Source organism: Oceanobacillus sp. MO10714A, from assembly GCF_037072045.1.
Lineage (GTDB): Bacteria > Bacillota > Bacilli > Bacillales > Amphibacillaceae > Oceanobacillus > Oceanobacillus indicireducens.
In genome coordinates, this window is the sequence record NZ_JAXHDC010000004.1 from 113,801 (window position 1) to 131,570 (window position 17,770).

The 17,770-nt window shown below is 40.2% G+C and carries 21 protein-coding genes, 1 pseudogene and 1 other annotated feature; of the genes and pseudogenes, 8 read left to right on the forward strand and 14 right to left on the reverse strand.

The genetic code is table 11. The features are described 5' to 3' along the window. Positions 1–15: 15 nt before the first annotated feature. The 4 genes from mecA to SPD53_RS05325 all read right to left on the reverse strand — a co-directional run bounded on the left by mecA (position 16) and on the right by SPD53_RS05325 (position 4,182). Complete coding sequence (gene mecA / locus SPD53_RS05310; protein WP_336251846.1) at positions 16–699, reverse strand: adaptor protein MecA; 684 nt, start codon at positions 697–699, stop codon at positions 16–18. 632 nt (positions 700–1,331) lie between these two features. After that, the gene (spxA, locus tag SPD53_RS05315; RefSeq protein ID WP_156854564.1) at positions 1,332–1,727 is read right to left on the reverse strand and encodes a transcriptional regulator SpxA; all 396 of its coding nucleotides are present in this window, start codon (positions 1,725–1,727) and stop codon (positions 1,332–1,334) included. A 282-nt stretch (positions 1,728–2,009) separates the two neighbouring features. Further along, positions 2,010–3,227, reverse strand: coding sequence for a putative glycoside hydrolase (locus tag SPD53_RS05320; RefSeq protein ID WP_336251847.1), 1,218 nt, complete (start codon positions 3,225–3,227; stop codon positions 2,010–2,012). A gap of 133 nt (positions 3,228–3,360) precedes the next feature. Beyond that, the gene (locus SPD53_RS05325) at positions 3,361–4,182 is read right to left on the reverse strand and encodes an MBL fold metallo-hydrolase (RefSeq protein WP_188859113.1); all 822 of its coding nucleotides are present in this window, start codon (positions 4,180–4,182) and stop codon (positions 3,361–3,363) included. Positions 4,183–4,498: 316 nt separating this feature from the next. Here SPD53_RS05325 and SPD53_RS05330 point away from each other — a divergent pair. Further along, positions 4,499–5,236: pseudogene (locus SPD53_RS05330) on the forward strand (nuclease-related domain-containing protein); the annotation flags it as partial. Between the two features lie 399 nt (positions 5,237–5,635). Beyond that, positions 5,636–5,811 (forward strand) — a binding site (T-box leader). A 51-nt stretch (positions 5,812–5,862) separates the two neighbouring features. Further along, positions 5,863–6,852, forward strand: a complete 990-nt coding sequence (gene trpS, locus SPD53_RS05335; RefSeq protein WP_188857751.1) for a tryptophan--tRNA ligase — start codon at positions 5,863–5,865, stop codon at positions 6,850–6,852. Between the two features lie 44 nt (positions 6,853–6,896). Here the strand turns inward: trpS and SPD53_RS05340 are convergent, their stop codons facing one another. Both SPD53_RS05340 and SPD53_RS05345 read right to left on the reverse strand, forming a co-directional pair. Beyond that, a complete protein-coding gene (locus SPD53_RS05340; RefSeq protein WP_156854572.1) occupies positions 6,897–7,655 on the reverse strand; it encodes a DUF3603 family protein in 759 nt (252 codons plus the stop codon). A gap of 83 nt (positions 7,656–7,738) precedes the next feature. Then, positions 7,739–7,945, reverse strand: a complete 207-nt coding sequence (locus SPD53_RS05345; RefSeq protein ID WP_156854574.1) for a hypothetical protein — start codon at positions 7,943–7,945, stop codon at positions 7,739–7,741. 15 nt (positions 7,946–7,960) lie between these two features. On the opposite strand from SPD53_RS05345, the gene SPD53_RS05350 reads away from it, so the two are divergent. Then, positions 7,961–8,086, forward strand: coding sequence for a hypothetical protein (locus SPD53_RS05350; RefSeq protein WP_336251848.1), 126 nt, complete (start codon positions 7,961–7,963; stop codon positions 8,084–8,086). On the opposite strand, the gene fabF is transcribed toward SPD53_RS05350, so the two are convergent. The 4 genes from fabF to SPD53_RS05370 form a co-directional block, all read right to left on the reverse strand. Further along, a complete protein-coding gene (gene fabF / locus SPD53_RS05355) occupies positions 8,083–9,324 on the reverse strand; it encodes a beta-ketoacyl-ACP synthase II (protein ID WP_336251849.1) in 1,242 nt (413 codons plus the stop codon). The genes SPD53_RS05350 and fabF overlap by 4 nt on opposite strands. A 23-nt stretch (positions 9,325–9,347) precedes the next feature. Then, on the reverse strand, positions 9,348–10,286 hold the full coding sequence (locus tag SPD53_RS05360; protein WP_156854578.1) for a beta-ketoacyl-ACP synthase III: 939 nt from the start codon (positions 10,284–10,286) through the stop codon (positions 9,348–9,350). Positions 10,287–10,448: 162 nt separating this feature from the next. Then, a complete protein-coding gene (locus SPD53_RS05365; protein WP_336251850.1) occupies positions 10,449–11,405 on the reverse strand; it encodes a BMP family ABC transporter substrate-binding protein in 957 nt (318 codons plus the stop codon). Between the two features lie 21 nt (positions 11,406–11,426). Continuing rightward, complete coding sequence (locus SPD53_RS05370; RefSeq protein ID WP_336251851.1) at positions 11,427–12,050, reverse strand: hypothetical protein; 624 nt, start codon at positions 12,048–12,050, stop codon at positions 11,427–11,429. Between the two features lie 538 nt (positions 12,051–12,588). On the opposite strand from SPD53_RS05370, the gene SPD53_RS05375 reads away from it, so the two are divergent. Further along, positions 12,589–12,765, forward strand: coding sequence for a DUF2929 family protein (locus SPD53_RS05375; RefSeq protein ID WP_156854584.1), 177 nt, complete (start codon positions 12,589–12,591; stop codon positions 12,763–12,765). Between the two features lie 52 nt (positions 12,766–12,817). Here SPD53_RS05375 and SPD53_RS05380 read toward each other — a convergent pair whose 3' ends face one another. After that, positions 12,818–13,135: a hypothetical protein gene (locus tag SPD53_RS05380; protein ID WP_188857855.1), complete on the reverse strand. Its 318-nt coding sequence runs from the start codon at positions 13,133–13,135 to the stop codon at positions 12,818–12,820. Positions 13,136–13,248: 113 nt separating this feature from the next. Between SPD53_RS05380 and SPD53_RS05385 the strand changes: the two genes are divergently transcribed. Next, positions 13,249–14,061, forward strand: coding sequence for an undecaprenyl-diphosphate phosphatase (locus tag SPD53_RS05385; protein ID WP_370459698.1), 813 nt, complete (start codon positions 13,249–13,251; stop codon positions 14,059–14,061). A gap of 83 nt (positions 14,062–14,144) precedes the next feature. Here SPD53_RS05385 and SPD53_RS05390 read toward each other — a convergent pair whose 3' ends face one another. Next, entirely contained in the window at positions 14,145–14,456 is a 312-nt protein-coding gene (locus SPD53_RS05390; protein ID WP_156854588.1) for a metal-sulfur cluster assembly factor, read from the reverse strand. 83 nt (positions 14,457–14,539) lie between these two features. Next, complete coding sequence (locus SPD53_RS05395) at positions 14,540–15,301, reverse strand: prolyl oligopeptidase family serine peptidase (RefSeq protein WP_336251878.1); 762 nt, start codon at positions 15,299–15,301, stop codon at positions 14,540–14,542. A gap of 301 nt (positions 15,302–15,602) precedes the next feature. On the opposite strand from SPD53_RS05395, the gene SPD53_RS05400 reads away from it, so the two are divergent. The 3 genes from SPD53_RS05400 to SPD53_RS05410 all read left to right on the forward strand — a co-directional run bounded on the left by SPD53_RS05400 (position 15,603) and on the right by SPD53_RS05410 (position 17,303). Continuing rightward, positions 15,603–16,433, forward strand: a complete 831-nt coding sequence (locus SPD53_RS05400) for a Cof-type HAD-IIB family hydrolase (protein ID WP_336251852.1) — start codon at positions 15,603–15,605, stop codon at positions 16,431–16,433. Between the two features lie 99 nt (positions 16,434–16,532). Further along, complete coding sequence (locus SPD53_RS05405; RefSeq protein WP_156854592.1) at positions 16,533–16,727, forward strand: DUF3813 family protein; 195 nt, start codon at positions 16,533–16,535, stop codon at positions 16,725–16,727. Between the two features lie 312 nt (positions 16,728–17,039). After that, on the forward strand, positions 17,040–17,303 hold the full coding sequence (locus SPD53_RS05410; protein ID WP_188857760.1) for a NifU N-terminal domain-containing protein: 264 nt from the start codon (positions 17,040–17,042) through the stop codon (positions 17,301–17,303). A 48-nt stretch (positions 17,304–17,351) separates the two neighbouring features. Here SPD53_RS05410 and SPD53_RS05415 read toward each other — a convergent pair whose 3' ends face one another. Continuing rightward, complete coding sequence (locus tag SPD53_RS05415; RefSeq protein WP_188857762.1) at positions 17,352–17,765, reverse strand: hypothetical protein; 414 nt, start codon at positions 17,763–17,765, stop codon at positions 17,352–17,354. Positions 17,766–17,770: the final 5 nt, after the last annotated feature.

Below are 17,770 nucleotides of genomic sequence, written 5' to 3' on the forward strand. Positions count from 1 at the left end.
ATCCTGTCCAGATGTCTATTTTTCTCTCGGGAAGTATTTTCTTATTTCAGCAAACGTGTTTTCCTCGATAATTATTTTCCCGTATTCTTCGAGTACATGTAAGGAGATATCAGAGGTCGTTGCGAATTCATGGATTTTACTCGTAAGGTTCGTCTGAATATCGTCATCATCCAGAACCTCAATGCCAAACTGTACGTAAAGATAGTATGCACCTTCATAATGGTAGAGTGTTTCTTCTTGGATTTCATAGTCATTCTTCATCATATGACTAAGCTGGATAACATCTTCAAAGTCGGCAAACTTCACGACGATCCACAGTCTCTCTTCATGGAATCCAGGATTGTCATCCACATTGTCTGCACTCTTTCCGAATGTGTCTTCAAGGATATCATCAATATCCTCTTCCCCGTGCAATTCAAGGTCATCATCATCTAGTTCGTATGCCTCATCATGTTTAGAAATCTTGGCTTTCGTAACGATAATTTCCAGACCTTTTTCCATCGCTTGCACTTGAATCCAGAGCGGGCCATCCGGACTAAAGTCTTCTTTCTGATTCACTTCATCCATCATATGCCAGAATAATTGTTCACTGCGTTCTCTGTTGTACCAAATGTCTTCCCTCTTATAGCCTAAATCTTCAATATCCAGATACGAAATATAAAACTTAATCGTATTTTCGTTTATTCTTTCTATTTCCATTCTTCTACTCTCCCTTCAAGCGAAGATTTGAATCTATTAAAATAATATGCGTACGGACTTTTTAGCTAAGAAAAGTGTGTTCCCCCTTAGCTTATAGCTATTGTATGATAAAGTATGGCTGTTTGGAAATGAATATGCCTATAATTAAATGTTTATTCTAAAGCAGTTTGAACAATTTGTCACGCATTTTCTTTTAATCATCACAACATCAAGCTCCAAAGCCCAGCGACTAGCGGATTCTCTTCACCTCAAGACGCGATAAAGAAGCCTTGAAACTTCATTCAGTGGGTAATTCCTTTCCTCCTCCACTGAATGTTAGTTGAACAGAATCAGGTATTTACGGACTGTTTATCCCCACCCTTCACATATTGGGTTCCCCTCATGTTTAGAGGTGGGGGGATTACAGACCGTTAATACGTGATAAAGTGAAACTTCATTCAGTGGGGAATTCCTTACCTCCCCACTGAATGTTAGTTGAACAGAATCAGGTATTTACGGACTGTTTATCCCCACCCTTCACATATTGGGCTTCCCTCATGTTTAGAGGTGGGGAAATTACAGACCGTTAATACGTGATAAATAAAAGCACAAGACGTTGTACTTAGTCCTGTGCTTTAAATGTATAAATTCCTTTAGTTTACCATTCGTTGTGCTTCCTTTAATTGGAATGTACGAACGGTTCTAGGAAGAAATCGTCTGATTTCATCTTCATTATATCCAACCTGAAGCCGTTTTTCATCAAGGATAATCGGCCTTCTTAACAAGCCGGGATTTTTTTGAATGAGATCAAACAAATCCTGCATTGGTAATTGATCAATATTTACATCTAACTTCTGGAATACTTTTGAACGTGTCGAGATGATTTCATCTGTCCCATCTTCCGTCATCCGCAAAATTCCTTTTATTTCTTCAATTGTTAGCGGTTCCGAAAAAATATTTCGCTCCTTGAACGGAATGTTATGTTCTTCCAACCAAGCTTTAGCTTTTCTGCAGGATGTGCAACTTGGTGAGGTATAAAGTGTTACCATGTACTTCACTCCTCAATATTTATTTCTATCGGTACGCAAGCATTGGTTAAACTTATTTCTCATTCTTATATTAAAATAAGTTTAAATAAAACCCTTTTATAGTATACTACATTTCCCTTTAAAAAAGTAGGGGGTAATCACGATTATTTGTAGATTTCCAATTCGCCCGCATAAACGACTGTCTACTCGGTATTGTACCCGAACTGTTTTCAATTAAACCCTTTAATTCCTAGTTAATTGAAAAAACCGGGACACGATCTCTGACCCCCGTGTCCCAATTCTCTATTCTTTTCCTATTAAATAATCGACATTTTCCGTATAAACGTTACTTGCATTCCATAAAAGAAATTCGTCAATGCCGTTTTCATAGAGCGCGCGAATTTGTGCTTCTACTTCCGCTTTCCCGTATTGTTTCGCTGGTCCGCTGTACAACCAAGGTGCCTCAAAATCTTGAAGCCATGGCCTAGATACCGGCGGACTGTCGAGAGCACCAAGTACTTCATTTTCCACTTTAGCATATTCGGTCACAAGCCGATACGGTTCTGTATCAGGCTTTTCAATACCGAAATAACTCGTCCAATGGCTCGGATAAATCATGGATGAAATGATATCGACATTATCCGAGATTCTTGAAAAGTTTTGTCCAATTCCTGGAGTTTCCCCCAGTGTCGCTGCGTAACCGAATATATCAACAGACACGTCAACCCCATATGTAGATAATTCTTCTCTCGCATAAGCAACAAAGTCAGTAACAGCTTCAACACGCTTCTTGATATTGTTCATATCAAGATCTTCATAATCCCCGTGCGTATAAGATAAGCTTTCATCCTTTTTTTCAAATCCTTCTGGAAAACGAACGTAATCAAACTGAATTTCTTGGAATCCGAGTTCTACAGCGAGTTTCGCAATCTCGACGTTATATTCCCAGACTTCTTTTTCAAAAGGATTTACAAAGGCTTCACCGCGATTGTTCACCCATACTTTCCCATTTTCCATAAACGAAAGATGGGGACGCTCTTTTGCTAGAACGGAATCTTTAAAAACGACAATTCTTGCAATCGGATAAATTTCCTTTTCTTCAAGAACTTTCATCATCGCTTCTGGATCGGAAATATAGTTCTCTGCGATATCTGCATAAGGAGAATCTTCATCAGGCTTGAATGTTAAATTACCATGGTCTTCTTTTATATCAATTACCATCGCATTTAAATCTGTTGTTTCCACAAGATTAAGAAGATCTTCAAACTTGCTGCCGCCAGCTGAATTACCTGTTACGTAAATCCCCCGAACGGCATCCGGATATTCAAAATGAAATCCCGAATCAAAGGCAAATCGCTTCATTCGCTTTTCTACATCATACAATTCAATACTCGTCTCTCTTTCCGCATGCTTGCTAACAGCCACCGATTCTTCTGTTTCTGCGTATACGCCAGCAGGTAAAATAATCCCTAACAGGATTATTCCTGTAAAAATTTTAAGCCAATTTTGTATGTTCCCCATTACCTATCAATCTCCTAACCTGCTAATCTCTCACCCTAGTATATCGGAAAAACTTGTGTAGTTGAATGGTAAAAACAACTTAATTTTCAAAAGTTGTCGAGTGCTGTCGTACCCACAACTCCCCTCATTTTGCTTAGTCGCCTTTGTTTGAATCTCTTAGAACGGAACGAATAATATGAATAGAATCCCATTCACCACGAGACAAATAAGTAATCGGATACTTCTTCTTAAACAATTCCTTTTGAATTTCTTTCTCATGATAGCCTTGCGCATTCATCTCCAAAATCTTCGCTTCCAATTCTTCTAAATACTGCAACTTTCTCCTGAGCATCATCCGGCCATTATTTACATACCCGGCATGACAGCAAAATATTTCCTCAAAGTCCAGCTTGAGTACATGCTTAATCGAATCGATGATCGTTGGAACACTCTCATTTGCAAGTATCAATTTTGTCACTGGGGTGACAAATAAATCCCCGGAGAATAACTGGCCAGTCTCCCTGTTCAGGAAGGAAAGATGATCTTCCGCATGACCAGGTGTTTCGATTACATCCCATGTTGCAGTCCGTGATAAAAATGTTTCCCCGATCGGTTCAGCGTGGAATGGCTCCCTTTTCCCCCAAAAGAATTTCCGGTAGAATGGATAATCTGCGTTTCTCCCACATTGCTGTATACCTGATTCATTCATAAAAACAGGCAGATTATATTCTTTTTGCAAATAAGCGGCACCCCCGACATGATCTTCATGGGAATGAGTCAGCATCACTTTCTCGGCATTGGACTTTTCAAAAAACGGCTGAAAAGCACGCAGCAATCTTGGCGACCCCGTATCAATTAAAATACCATCCAAAGCAAAACTATAAACATTTAATTTTATTTTTCCGAGAGCTACAATTCCTTCGATAAATTGAACCTCGCCCACAGCTCCCACGTTTTTTTCTATTCGGATGAACATGAAATCTCCCCTATATTTTTATTATCTTAAATTTACCATAAATTGAATGGCTGTTCATTTGTTTTATTTCCAAATGACAGATTAGTTCGATTTGAGTTATAATTATGGGACAACTCTTAAAAAAAGATAAGAAAGGAATATGAGACATGAAAGCCATTGTACTTCCTCCAAAACCAAAAGAATTATTGCTCCTCGAATCGTTAAGTAAGCGAAAAAAGTTATCTGCTGAGAAAACAGATATTTTCTTAACCTAAAAAAAGGCCATGAAGGTGAACTTTTATTCACCGACCTCGCGTCAAAAACGGAAGGTGATCGTCTTGTTTTAAATAATCTATTGATTGAGCATAACCAAACAACATTTCAAATTGATTGTTTAATTTTAAGCGAGACTAGAATTTTCTTGTATGAAGTGAAAAACTTTGAAGGTGATTTTTACCTTGAAGGAGATAAATTTTATAAAAAACCTCGACGCGAATTGAACAACCCATTGCTTCAACTCAATAGAACAGCATCCCTTCTCCGGCAACTGCTCCTCAGCCTCGGCTTGAACACTCCAATTGAAGCTAACGTTGTATTTACCCATCCAGCATTCACTCTCTATCAAGCTCCACTCGACAGTCCAATTATTTTCCCAAATCAAATAACTAATCATTTAAGAATGATAAACAATCAGGCGACAAAATTAACTAATAAATCGGAAAGAATTGCTGCCAAATTACTGCAGCTCAACAAAACAGAATCTCCCCATCAAAGATTACCTTCTTTTCGTTATGAAGAATTACAAAAGGGAACTATTTGCCCAGCTTGTAGGATGTTTTCTATGGTCTCGGGAAGGGGAATTTGTAAATGTGAGTCATGTGGGCACAAGGAATCCGTTACAACAACAGTCTTGCGTCAAGTAGAGGAGTTTCAGCTACTGTTTCCTGAAAGAAAGCTTACCACGAGGGAAATTTATAAGTGGTGTGGGGAAGTTTTATCCAAAAAGGTGATCTGGAGAATATTATCTAACAACTTTAAATCTGTCGGAGAGTATAAAAGCAGATACTATAAGTGACTAGGATCACTAATCATGAACTGACAGGTTGGAGATATTTATTCGACTAGTGGGGATAGACGTGGGTGCTGGTGGGAGAATAAAGCTCGAGTGTTTTCCCTTTAGAGCAAGATGAACGTGCTGAGCGGAAAATAAAGCTCGATTGTTTTCCCTTTGGAATAAGGCGAGCATGCTTATGGGAAAATAAACGCCCGTTGTTTTCCCTTTAGAGCAAGACGAGCGTGCTGATGGGAAAATAAATGCCAATTATTTTCCCATTAAAACAAAATGGGCGCGTTATTGGAGAGTGCCCGCCCCACCCTTTCTCCACGACCGCTAGCGTCACTTCACAAATCTCTTTCTTCTCCCCCTTGCCTTGCATTCCCCTCAAAAACTCTATATAATAAATTAAAATAAATATTTCAAGCAATGACGGAGATATAGTACAATTGCCCGCTGAATGATAGAGAGCTTGTGGTTGGTGGAAACAAGTATCAAGGCAAATTGGAATTGGGCTTCTGAGCTTATATTAACATTTGAGTGATCCTGTAAAAGCAGGATAATAAGGGTGGCACCACGGTTCATTCGTCCCTTCCATAGGGATGCGAATGGGCTTTTTTTATGGACAATTTAAAGGAGTGTTTCGTATGCAAACGATTTTTTCAGGAATTCAGCCGAGTGGGACATTGACACTTGGAAATTATTTAGGAGCGATCCGCCAGTTCGTGGAGCTTCAAGACGAATATCAATGTTACTTCTGCATTGTAGATGAACATGCTATTACTGTGCCGCAAGATCGCTTGGAATTAAGGAAAAATATCCGTTCGCTTGCAGCGCTGTATTTGGCTTCTGGGCTTGATCCTAAGAAAGCGACATTATTTATCCAATCGGAGGTTCCAGCACACACACAGCTCGGCTGGATGCTGCAATCGATCAGTTATGTCGGTGAATTGGAGCGAATGACCCAGTATAAAGATAAATCGACAGGAAAGGAAGCTGTGTCCTCAGCATTACTTACCTATCCTGCGCTCATGGCGGCAGATATTCTGCTGTATCAGGCGAATCTTGTACCTGTTGGCGATGACCAGAAGCAGCATATGGAATTGACGCGGGACCTTGCACAGCGATTCAATAATCGTTTCAATGATATCTTTACCATCCCGGAGATCCGTATCCCGGAGGTCGGAGCGCGTATCATGTCGCTACAGGAGCCGACAAAGAAAATGAGTAAATCGGACGAAAATCAAAGAGGATTTATTTCCATGCTTGACGAGCCGAAACAAATTGAGAAGAAAATCAAGAGTGCAGTGACTGACTCTGAAGGAATTGTCAAATATGATAAAGAGAACAAACCCGGCGTTTCCAACCTGTTAACAATCTATTCGAGCTGTACTGGTGAATCGATTGAGGAGTTGGAGAAGAAATATGAAGGGAAAGGTTATGGGGATTTCAAACAAGGTGTGGCTGACGCTGTGGTTAATCTTCTTGAGCCTATCCAAGAAAGATACAAAGCGTTAATCGACTCTCCTGAGCTTGATACGATTCTTGACGAGGGAGCAGATCGTGCCTCCGCAATCGCCAATAAAACTGTGGCCAAAGCGAAGAAAGCAATGGGCTTGGGACGTGTGAAAAAATAAATAATAATACCGATTCACTTTCCAGTGGTGAATCGGTATGTTTTTCAAGATTTTGATGTGTCTTGTGCATATTCCTTTTCCAAGTCCCACAGTTTTTCTAAAAATGGCTGACCGCGGACAATCTTTTCACAGAATTCTTCATGATTTTTGCTAAATCCTTCCTTAATACCGGAATAGAGCTTTTCCCACGCTGCATCAGCGTTTAGAAATTTCACTGTCGGGTAAAGCTTCGGGTCCCATTCAGTCAACCAGTATCTCAACTCTTCCAGATTTCCGGAACTTTTCAGTTGATCAAGGGCTATCATAAGGATATGTTTAATCTCTCGCTCCCGCCGCGTTAAGCCAAATACTTGTTCAGGTGACATCGATAAAATATGATACTCTTTCTTGTAATTTCTCTTTTTAAAACCGTAATTCTGAGCTTTTGCAGATTTGATCATATCATAGACGAGCTGCTCCTGCCTTGGAATAAGCCGGCTTTTTCGAACAGGAATGGTATAACCAATCGTATCAAATGCGAGGGTCTCCACCCCGTTCGTAATGACACAAGCATATTCGATAGCTTTCCGGTTCTGGCCTTTCCGGTTGTATGAACGTTTATAAATTGTATCTAATAGGCTCTCCGGAATCTCTTGCAAATCATTCTCAATATACTCAAATAGATCATTCTTTATGTATAACAAAGGTGTCTGGTCCAATAATTCGATCTTATCTTCCTTCCTCCACTCATGGTAACGGGCAACTTGATAACCGTTCTCTTCACTTTCAAACCAATTTACCCAAACATCATGTAAATATAGCATTTCACCCTCACCTCTTTGGAAAATTAATCTAGAATCATTATGACCAATAAAGAATGAATTTATTCTCATCCGCTCGTAACGGTTTAGGAATTATTCGGGTAGCGATACAGAACAAGCAGCATAATGACGATACCAATAGGGAAAAAATAGCATTCTATTCGCAGTGTAATAAATTGCAGAAATTCTAACCAGGATACCCCGGCAGGAAGCAAATTAAGATAACCAATGAACGTGACTCCGCCAGTGACCGTTAAGCCAAAACCGATTAGAAACCAAAATATATAGAACATGAAAACACCACCCATATGGACCAGTCAATCGTCCCGCTTCTTGTTACATCGTATGCTTGTCCCGTGTTTTTAATGCTTGGTCTCAATAAAGGTAAACAAAAAGAAGCAGACCGCAAAAGGATCAGCTTCTTCATTTATTAAGCCTTGTATTTTTTAAATACTAATGACACATTATGCCCGCCAAATCCAAGCGAATTACTTACAACGACGTTTACATCTTGTTTTCTCGCTTCATTCGGTACATAGTCAAGATCGCATTCCTCATCTGGTGTCTCATAGTTGATGGTTGGAGGTACAATCCCTTCCTGAATTGCTTTTAAGGAAATGACAGACTCAATCCCGCCAGCAGCTCCCAGCAAGTGTCCCGTCATCGATTTTGTCGAAGAAACGGTAAGATTATACGCATGATCGCCAAATACTGCTTTAATTGCAGTCGTTTCATATTTATCATTTAAATCTGTACTTGTTCCATGCGCATTAATATAATCGACTTCATTCGGCGAAATCCCGGCAGTATCAATTGCCATTTGCATTGCGCGGGCCGCTCCTTCCCCGTTCTCTGCAGGGGCGGTAATATGATATGCATCCCCTGTTGCACCATAACCGACAATCTCCCCGTAAATAGTCGCATCACGTTCCAAAGCGGATTCCAATGTTTCAAGAATTAAGATTCCCGCACCTTCCCCCATTACAAACCCATCGCGGTTTTTATCGAATGGGCGACTTGCGGTTTTCGGATCCGGGTTCGTTGATAAAGCTTTCGCGGAAGAAAAACCGGCAAATGCCATGTTGGAAATCGGTGCTTCCGTCCCACCTGCGATAATATAATCAACGTCACCGCGTTTGACCGCATGATATGCATCACCTATCGAACTTGCTCCAGAGGCACAAGCAGTTACGGTACAAGAGTTAATTCCTTTTGCACCCAACTGAATGGAGACTTGTCCTGCCGCCATATCAGGGATCATCATTGGCACAAAAAATGGGCTGACCCGGCGTGGGCCTTTTTCAATCAACTTCAAATGCTGATCTTCCCATGTTTTCATCCCGCCAATTCCAGAACCAATCCAGACACCTACCCGGTGTGCATTACTATCATCAATGACAAGCTTTGCATCTTCTACAGCCATTTTCGCAGCTGCCACCGCATATTGTGTAAATGGGTCCATACGACGGACCTCTTTCTTCTCCACATAATCTTCCGGTGTAAAGCCCTTCACCTCAGCGGCAACTTTCGCTGAATATTGCTCCACATCAACACGAGTTGCAATATCGATTCCAGATTTTCCATTTTTAATGCTGTCCCACATTGCTGTAACATCATTACCGACCGGAGTTACTGCACCTAGGCCAGTTACTACTACTCTTCTTTCATCCATTGTTCTGCTCCTTTCCAATCTAATCAGACTCCCCAGCGGATTGCCGCAGCTCCCCATGCTAACCCGCCGCCAAATCCGACTAATACGATTAAATCATTATCTTTGATATTACCATTCTTTACAGACTCAGATAAAGCCATAGGTATAGACGCGGAAGAATTATTTCCATATTTCGTTATCGTTTTGGCCATTTTATCTGAAGCCATACCGAGACGTTCTCTTGCTGCATCCATGATACGAATATTCGCCTGATGCGGAACGAGGTAATCCACATCTTCCTTCTGAAGGCCAATCTTTTCTACAACATTTACCGTTGATTCCGGCATCTGACGGACAGCGAATTTAAATACCTCTCGCCCATTCATTTCCATAAATCCTTCTTTATTTTGTAATAAATCTTTCCCGCCAGAACCTTTCGAACCTAATTCAAAAGAAAGGACTCCTTTCCCTTCTCCAACTTCACCAACAACAATGGCACCTGCACCATCACCCAGGAGAACACAAGTTGAACGATCTTCCCAGTCAATAATTTTAGAAAGCTTATCCGCTCCGACAACAAGCACGTTTTTATACGCACCTGCTTTGACAAACTGTGTAGCTGTTACAAGGCCATATACAAACCCGGCACATGCGGCTCCGAGATCTAGTGCCGCCGCATTTGTTGCACCGAGCCGATCTTGAATCATACAGGAAACCGATGGAAATGGTGTATCTGGCGTCACCGTTGCAACTAGGATTAAATCAATTTCTTCTGGAGAAATATTTGCTTCCTTAAGCGCCTCCTTTGCAGCGTGATAAGCCATATCGGATGTGTCGATTTCATCTTCTGCAAATCTTCTTTCCTCAATTCCAGTTCGCGTGCGGATCCATTCATCTGTTGTGTCTACAATCTTTTCCATGTCTTTATTCGTCATGACCTTTGTCGGTACATAATGGCCAGTTCCCAAGATACCTACATTCATTTTAACATCTCCTTCATACTTCCTCCCGAGGTTTAACTAATACTAACAATCTATTTTGCATCGCTTCTGTTAAAAGAAATCTATACGAGTAAATATTATGACTTGGTACTAATTTTAAAGCAAAAAATCCCTCCTGACAAGAGGGAGATTCTAACATGCTCCTTAGTTCTCAATGGGCAGCAAGTTCGTTTTCTTATATTCTTCTATCGCTTCTGTGATTTTTTTCTCAAAATTACTGTTTATCTTCTCATTGAACATGCCTAATGTGATGTAATCATCATGAAAATCATAAGAACGGATTCCGCCCATCAATGCTTCTTCATTAAAATCCTCAGCTGCATTCAGATAAACAGCTTCGACATGCTGAATCATGCTCGTAAGTACATGTTCCGGCGCCAACTCATGCTGATCTGCAACATAACCAATCGAATAAATATCATCTTTTGCCGCCGCTTCAATTACTGCCTTGCTATACGCATTTCCGACTGGAACTATAACATCCGTCCCTGCTGCTACAAATTCATTATAAATGATCATCGCCTGTTCTTTGTCATCCCAATCATTGACGAAATCAATATGAACTTCCGCTTTCGGGTTCTGATACTTTACCCCTTCATAAAAACCCTCCAGTTCAGCTTGCCAACTAAAGACAGCAATCACACCAATTTCATCAGTCTCTGTCATTTCACCAGCAACCATTCCACCAAAGAAACCCATCGCATGGGAATCGAAATTTAAGCTTGTAACTTTCGGATTATACAAGTCCCCGTTCATATAGATGAATTGTACTTCCGGATACGTTTTCGTTAGATCGACAAAGTGGTGTCCATAACTATTTCCATGCCCAATAATCAGATTGACACCTTCTTGGACAAATTCATCAACAGCTTGAAGAACGTCATTTTCTTTACTAGTATTTTCCTTATAAAAGACATCGATATTGAATTCCCGCTCAATCGCAAGTAAGCCTTCGTATCCCTTCTCATTCCAAGCATTTCCTGCAATTTCCGATTCAAACAGCATTCCTGCATTTTGCAAATTATTATCATCTGAAAAATAATTACAGCCAGGCAGTATCATAATCATTATTATAATGGTGACTATCAGTTGTTTTTTCATACTGCCCCTCCTGGTTATATGTTATTCAAGTCTATCTTCCACGATAGGATAAAGAGTTTGGAACTTATGAAAATGTTCCTTTACTTGATTTAAATTTTTTTCTATAGCAATATTTTCATCTACTAGGAAAGTTTTTTCAAGTTTTTTCCCTTTTAAACTTTGATTTCGTGCAGATCTCACAAAAAATACTTGACCTGCTGGTGGACTTTCCAACAACTTGAGCAATAATTCAAGAAAATCTTTAATATACACGCCTTCATCGAGAAACTCTTGAGAAGAAAAACGGATGCGATTTCCTCCAATGTAACATGCTTCTTTTGTCATCGGCATCCATTCACCAAATAAATAAGGGATGTGGATTGCTATTGTATCTGTAGAATGGGGTTTTTTTCCATTGATTTGAATAAGTTGATCATAATTGCATTCGACTCGTTCAGGTATCTCTCCCACACAGATCGCAAGCGGAATAGTTATTTCAGCTCTCCTTGTGATTAATTCAAAGTTACTGTTTCTTAAGAAAAAATCTATTAGATGATTATTGAATGCCTCCCCCTCTATTCCCTTTACTTTATACCCTTCCTGCAATAGTCGATTGGCAATATGATAGCCAATCCAGTGTGAAACATTGAAAACAAGGACTTCCATCGTGCTTGTTTCCCCCTTTTTAAAACATAAGAAGCTTTAAAACAAAAATACTGTGATAACTTAGGTATCCAGGACTAGCCACGTCCGGCTCCAGCGCCCAGCAACTAGCAAACTTCACACTCCTCCAATCGATAAGTCAACATCAACTCACTATCGTTCGTTGTATTTCCTTTATCTCATTCCGTAAAGGGGAAGTTCGATTAAGTTCACTCCGTCCTGGGGCAACATCGAACTACCTCCCGTCCTGGGAGGCACAGTTTGTACGTTGCTACGACGCACAGGATGTGCTAGTACAAACGCTCTTCGGTGGGACGAGTAATCGCAGTCCCAGGCGTTGCGAAGACGATCGCGTTTTTAGCCTATAAGGGCGCTTGCGCCTTTGTTCTAACAAGTGTAGAGTCAATCTTCCTTTTCATTAGTATATGTCAGGATTAAGGCTTTTATTTTTTTTCGTTCTTTGTTAAACTATAGAAGGATATTATTTAAGTAGCATTCAATCTTTTTACATATGAAATTTTTGAAATGCGGGGTGTAGAATATGCGTTACATCTTCACGATTATTTGGTCACTGCTAATTAGTGCGGCTGTTACATACGTGCTAACAAGTATGGCTGGTGAACCATTCATCTTATCTGAAGCGGTCATTTTGGCAGTGATTTTTATGATTGTCACTTTCTTGATGGGCGACGTAATATTAAAAGAGAAGAAAAATTAACAAATAACAAACCCTTGCCGCCAAGGAAAGTGGCAAGGGGTTGTTATTTGTATTAATACCACGCAAGTAAGCCAAGTGTTGCAAGGGCTGCGAGTGGAAGAATCACCCGGCTGAACCGTCTTGGAGGAACATACCCAAATCCTGGTCCATACCAGCCATATGGTCCAAATTGCCGGTAATCATGCCCTTCATCATGAGGGGCTGCTGCCATTTGTGTCTGTGCATCGATAGGAACGGCCATATATACATATTCATCATCTAAGCCAGTGATGATGCCATCAATACGAGCCCCTTCTATCGTTTCAATAAGCACATAAGAATGCATATGTTTTTTACATTGTTCATACATTTTTTTAGAATCATGTTTCATTGTCACATCAATCAACCCTCCTCACCAATTAGACTATTCACCTAGTTAAAAATAGGAACTTGTCTATTTGAGGATGGATTCGATGTATTGAAGGGGAGAATAGGATGGATTTCATTCAAGATTTAATTGTTATTATTCAGTATTTCATTCTTGGACTTGTACAAGGGGTTACCGAACCGATTCCAATTTCTTCAAGCGGACATTTGATTATTTTCCGCGAGCTCTTTGGGATTGAGGCAAAAGGACTTTCATTTGAGATTTTCGTAAACTTCGCTTCATTACTCGCTGTTTTATTAATTTACAAGGAGGACATCATCCGACTAATCAAAAATACGTACCTATTTCTATTTAAAAGAGATAAAACGGCAAGAAGTGACTTTATGTTTGTCGTTTATCTCGTAATTGCAACTATTCCGGTTGGTGTGGTCGGTGTATTATTTGGCGATTATCTTGGAGAAGTGTTGAGCGGGACAAATGTAGTTGGTGTTACTTTATTAATTACAGCAGTAGCTATTTGGTTCATCCGTAATCTTCGCGGGAGACGACTTGAGGGCGATTTAACGATGAAAGATGCTGTAATTGTCGGTCTTGCCCAAGCAGTTGCCGTTACACCGGGAATCAGCCGTTCTGGTGCAAGTATTGTTTCCGCGATGCTTGTCGGGATGAGACAGGATACCGCACTACGCTTTGCATTCTTACTTTATATTCCGGTCAGTTTAGGGACAACCATTCTGGAAGTTCCGTCATTGGTTGCAAGTCCGGAGTTCCAAGCGCTACTCATTCCGAATATCATTGCCTTTGTTACTTCTTTTGTTGCGACTTACTTTGCATTGAAGTGGTTTATGAATATTATGGCACATGGTAATCTGAAATACTTCTCCTATTACTGTGTCGTTGTTGGATTGCTTGTAATCTTTTTCTTATAACCTAACTCTCAAATGACTGTTGAGTTATCATTTTAAAAAGCAGCTCCGTCTTGGTAGCTGCTTTCTTTATGTTTCATGTTAGATTAATCCGGGATGCCCAGTGCTATTTTAGCATAGCGGGACATTTTGTCTTTGCCCCATGGCGGATCCCATACGATATTTGTTTTCGTCTCTTTAACTTCCGGAAGATCGGCTAAGGCAAATCTAATGTCCTGTTCAATATGACCGGCAAGCGGGCACCCCATCGTTGTTAGGGTCATCGTAACCGTACATAAACCTTCTTCATCAAGATCAACATCGTAAACTAAACCGAGGTTAACAATATCTATACCTAATTCAGGGTCAATCACATTTTCCAGTGCTCCCATTAGATACTCTTTTGTCGCTTCATCCATTTTACGAACCTCCTTTTTCCCTTCTTTTCTTTATTAAACCATAATTCCAGTAAAATATTAAGTATTTGAATCCGTATAAACTGTTACAGATTCGCACGGAACCATTTTACTAATTCTAGGATAGCACGCCTGCTTACTTTATGTCCGGCATTTGCCTCTTTGATAAACTGGATATCTTCTTCATTCTCATACTGCTTTTTTACTTCATCGTAAAATGTATACGAGTGATCAAATGGAACAACTGTATCCTGCCCGCCGTGCCAGAACAATATTGGCCGCCCGTTTAACTTGTCCGGTTGAAGGGATAAATCACATCTCTCCAGTTGATCGTACAATGCTTCAATTTGTTCGTCGGTTACTGGCAAGGCTCCCTCTTTTTTGAAGCTTTCGACGAGTGTTTTCGCAAATGTTGTAATGCGTGGGGAACCCATCAAGATAACGGCTGACTTGATCCACTCATATTGAGTTAATGCTGCTGATGTTGTAATTCCCCCCATACTCGTTCCCGCTACACCAACTCTATCATCCAAAATCAAGCCTTCTGCATCCAGCGCCTTTTTGATTTGTTCCAACTCTTGTACATTTTTAAGTACAATATCCCAGAAAGATATTTGTCGTTTCCGTTCGGATGTATTGATTTCCCTTTCTCCATGAAGTTCGCTATCAGGAAGTATGACACGGTAACCTTTTTCAGCAAGTAAGAAGGCTATCGGGAGATTATGTTCCTTTGCACTTGTAAAGCCATGGAAAAAGATGACAGTCGGTAATGCTTTATCCTTATCTTTGGTTTCTACAACGATTAAACTCGGTATATTTCCTATTTTTTCTTTCACTATTCCAATCATCACTTTTCACCTCACTCCTATGTTACCGATATTTAAACTCGTCCGCCAGTCTGAAACCTGCTAAAGTGAAACTTCATTCAGTAGGGGTCCTTATCTCCCCACTGAATGTTAGTTGAACAGAATCAGGGATTTACGAACTGTATATCCCTCACCTTCACCTGTTGGGCTTCCCTCATGTTTAGAAGTGGGAGTGTTACAGTCCGTTAATGCGTGATAAACTGACTGCTGTTAAAATAAATTTACTTTACTTACAGGCCTTTCTCTTATAGACTTAGTTACAAGATGAGGTGATTGAAAAATTATGAAAAAACATATGATTGCGCTCGATTTAGACGGGACATTACTGACAGATGATAAGAAGATTAGTGAACGAACGAAACAAGTGCTTTTCAAAGCAAAAGAAGAGGGACATATAGTAGTTATCTCGACTGGAAGACCACACCGGGCCAGTATTAATTATTATTATGAGCTTGGATTAGATACACCAATGGTAAACTTCAACGGGGCTCTTATCCACCATCCGCAAAACAGAAACTGGGATGCATTACATAACCCGATGCCAATCCGGACAGCACATAAGATTATTGAAGCTTGCCATGACTTACGTGTCAATAATATCTTAGCTGAAGTGCTGGATGATGTGTATATCGACTCCTTCGACAGCAAACTGATTGGCTTCTTTGATGAAATTGAAAATGAAGCCCCTTATGTAATTGGAAACTTAAAGCAAAAACTTGAGGAAGATCCTACATCGATCCTCGTTTATCCAGAGGAAGAACAAGTGCAGCAATTGAGAAGCCACCTTGACGGCTACCATGCTGAAGTGATTGAGCACCGTAAATGGGGTGCGCCGTGGAACGTCATAGAAATCATTAAAAAAGGTATGAATAAAGCAGTTGGTCTTCAAAAAATCGCGCATTACTTCGATATTCCGAAAGACCAGATTATAGCATTCGGGGACGAGGACAATGATTTGGAAATGATTGATTATGCTGGCGTCGGTGTTGCTATGGGAAATGCAATTGATGAGCTGAAATCACTCGCCAAACATGTCACTGCAACAAACGAAGAAGATGGCATCGGAGCATTTTTAGAGGAATATTTAAAATTAAAAGTGAACACACCAAATTAAAACGAGCGTATGCATAGCAAAAATAAAAGGGTTCATACTAAAAGGGAAACGTGAATAGCGTTTCCCTTTTTACTTGCGAAAAAACGAGGAGGATATTAGATGGAACAACAATCACTATTCCAGCAAGCTAGACAACGAGTAATGGATATGATGAATATGGGTGAAAATGTGACCGAAGCAGACAAGGAAGCAGTTCAACACGCAATCCAAGCAGCTTACCAGGAAGCAACGCCCGAAGAACAAAAAGAACTACAGCAATTGGAACAGCAATTAACAAATAACGAGCAGCTATAAATAGTAACGAGGCTGGGGCTTACCTCTAATCATATGTGGTAAATTCCCAGCCTTGTTCCCTTTAACGTGCTGTCCCTCAAAGCGTAAAAAACTAAAGAATTATAAATTGATACACAGCCCATAAATTTTCGAATCTCTTTAACTAAACATTAAGTGAAGAAGGAACACCAACTCATAATGCGAGTTCTAACACAACACCCGCCTTGGCACACTCTAAGCATCGACCCCTACCACAGTATGAAGTTTTACTTTATAATTTCCTCTTTATCTGCTACTATATGAGTAAGTATGAACAAAAGAGGAGTGTGTAGGATGGCAATTCGTATGGAGGGTACTCCAAACCCAAACGCGATGAAATTCACATCTGATAAAGTCATTTTTGAAGGTACAAAAAGCTATTCGCTCATGCCAGGAGATACGAGTGAATATGATATTTTAAATGATTTAATGACCATTGAGGGTGTAGATAACGTTTTCGGCTATCAGAACTTTATTACCGTCAATAAACACTTTGATGTAGAGTGGGAGCAACTATCCCCGCGCGTTATTGAAATGATCGAGAAACACGGCTATTAATACATAGAAAAAAGGAACTTCTCATTGATGGAAGTTCCTTTTGTTCTTTTATTCAGTGATATCAATCGGGATAAAATTCGGGTGGAGTACTTCGCCGTCTGGAGATTTACCATATAACGTTAAGATCGGTGTTTCTTCCTTTTCAAAAGAAGATTCCGGGATTTCCCCGGTGATTTCAAAACTTTGCCAAACTCCCGGTTCTCCTTCTAATTCGTAAACTGTTTCCGGGTGCAATTCCTCATCCCCTTGCTCTAGGTGATAATAGAATTGCTCATTCTCAGCTCGCACTTCACCAGTTAAGGTATAAGTATTAGCTTCCGTCTGCAAGTCCAACCCCCGAAAAACAACGGTATACTGTGCTTCCGTGTTATCCGGTGATTTTGCTTGCTCGTTTGTTTCACTATCATTTCCACATCCGACAAGGATAAATAAGAATATAACTGCAACTAAGTATTTCTTCACACTAC

What these genes read in the sequence shown, in the direction of transcription:
- trpS (WP_188857751.1), top strand. Translation starts at nt 5,863, where the DNA reads ATGCAAACGATTTTTTCAGGAATTCAGCCGAGTGGGACATTGACACTT.
- SPD53_RS05395 (WP_336251878.1), bottom strand. Translation starts at nt 15,301, where the DNA reads ATGATTGGAATAGTGAAAGAAAAAATAGGAAATATACCGAGTTTAATC.
- SPD53_RS05370 (WP_336251851.1), bottom strand. Translation starts at nt 12,050, where the DNA reads ATGGAAGTCCTTGTTTTCAATGTTTCACACTGGATTGGCTATCATATT.
- mecA (WP_336251846.1), bottom strand. Translation starts at nt 699, where the DNA reads ATGGAAATAGAAAGAATAAACGAAAATACGATTAAGTTTTATATTTCG.
- SPD53_RS05405 (WP_156854592.1), top strand. Translation starts at nt 16,533, where the DNA reads ATGGAACAACAATCACTATTCCAGCAAGCTAGACAACGAGTAATGGAT.
- SPD53_RS05350 (WP_336251848.1), top strand. Translation starts at nt 7,961, where the DNA reads ATGGACCAGTCAATCGTCCCGCTTCTTGTTACATCGTATGCTTGTCCC.
- SPD53_RS05365 (WP_336251850.1), bottom strand. Translation starts at nt 11,405, where the DNA reads ATGAAAAAACAACTGATAGTCACCATTATAATAATGATTATGATACTG.
- fabF (WP_336251849.1), bottom strand. Translation starts at nt 9,324, where the DNA reads ATGGATGAAAGAAGAGTAGTAGTAACTGGCCTAGGTGCAGTAACTCCG.
- spxA (WP_156854564.1), bottom strand. Translation starts at nt 1,727, where the DNA reads ATGGTAACACTTTATACCTCACCAAGTTGCACATCCTGCAGAAAAGCT.
- SPD53_RS05360 (WP_156854578.1), bottom strand. Translation starts at nt 10,286, where the DNA reads ATGAATGTAGGTATCTTGGGAACTGGCCATTATGTACCGACAAAGGTC.
- SPD53_RS05325 (WP_188859113.1), bottom strand. Translation starts at nt 4,182, where the DNA reads ATGTTCATCCGAATAGAAAAAAACGTGGGAGCTGTGGGCGAGGTTCAA.
- SPD53_RS05400 (WP_336251852.1), top strand. Translation starts at nt 15,603, where the DNA reads ATGAAAAAACATATGATTGCGCTCGATTTAGACGGGACATTACTGACA.
- SPD53_RS05340 (WP_156854572.1), bottom strand. Translation starts at nt 7,655, where the DNA reads ATGCTATATTTACATGATGTTTGGGTAAATTGGTTTGAAAGTGAAGAG.
- SPD53_RS05375 (WP_156854584.1), top strand. Translation starts at nt 12,589, where the DNA reads ATGCGTTACATCTTCACGATTATTTGGTCACTGCTAATTAGTGCGGCT.
- SPD53_RS05390 (WP_156854588.1), bottom strand. Translation starts at nt 14,456, where the DNA reads ATGGATGAAGCGACAAAAGAGTATCTAATGGGAGCACTGGAAAATGTG.
- SPD53_RS05410 (WP_188857760.1), top strand. Translation starts at nt 17,040, where the DNA reads ATGGCAATTCGTATGGAGGGTACTCCAAACCCAAACGCGATGAAATTC.
- SPD53_RS05345 (WP_156854574.1), bottom strand. Translation starts at nt 7,945, where the DNA reads ATGTTCTATATATTTTGGTTTCTAATCGGTTTTGGCTTAACGGTCACT.
- SPD53_RS05320 (WP_336251847.1), bottom strand. Translation starts at nt 3,227, where the DNA reads ATGGGGAACATACAAAATTGGCTTAAAATTTTTACAGGAATAATCCTG.
- SPD53_RS05380 (WP_188857855.1), bottom strand. Translation starts at nt 13,135, where the DNA reads ATGAAACATGATTCTAAAAAAATGTATGAACAATGTAAAAAACATATG.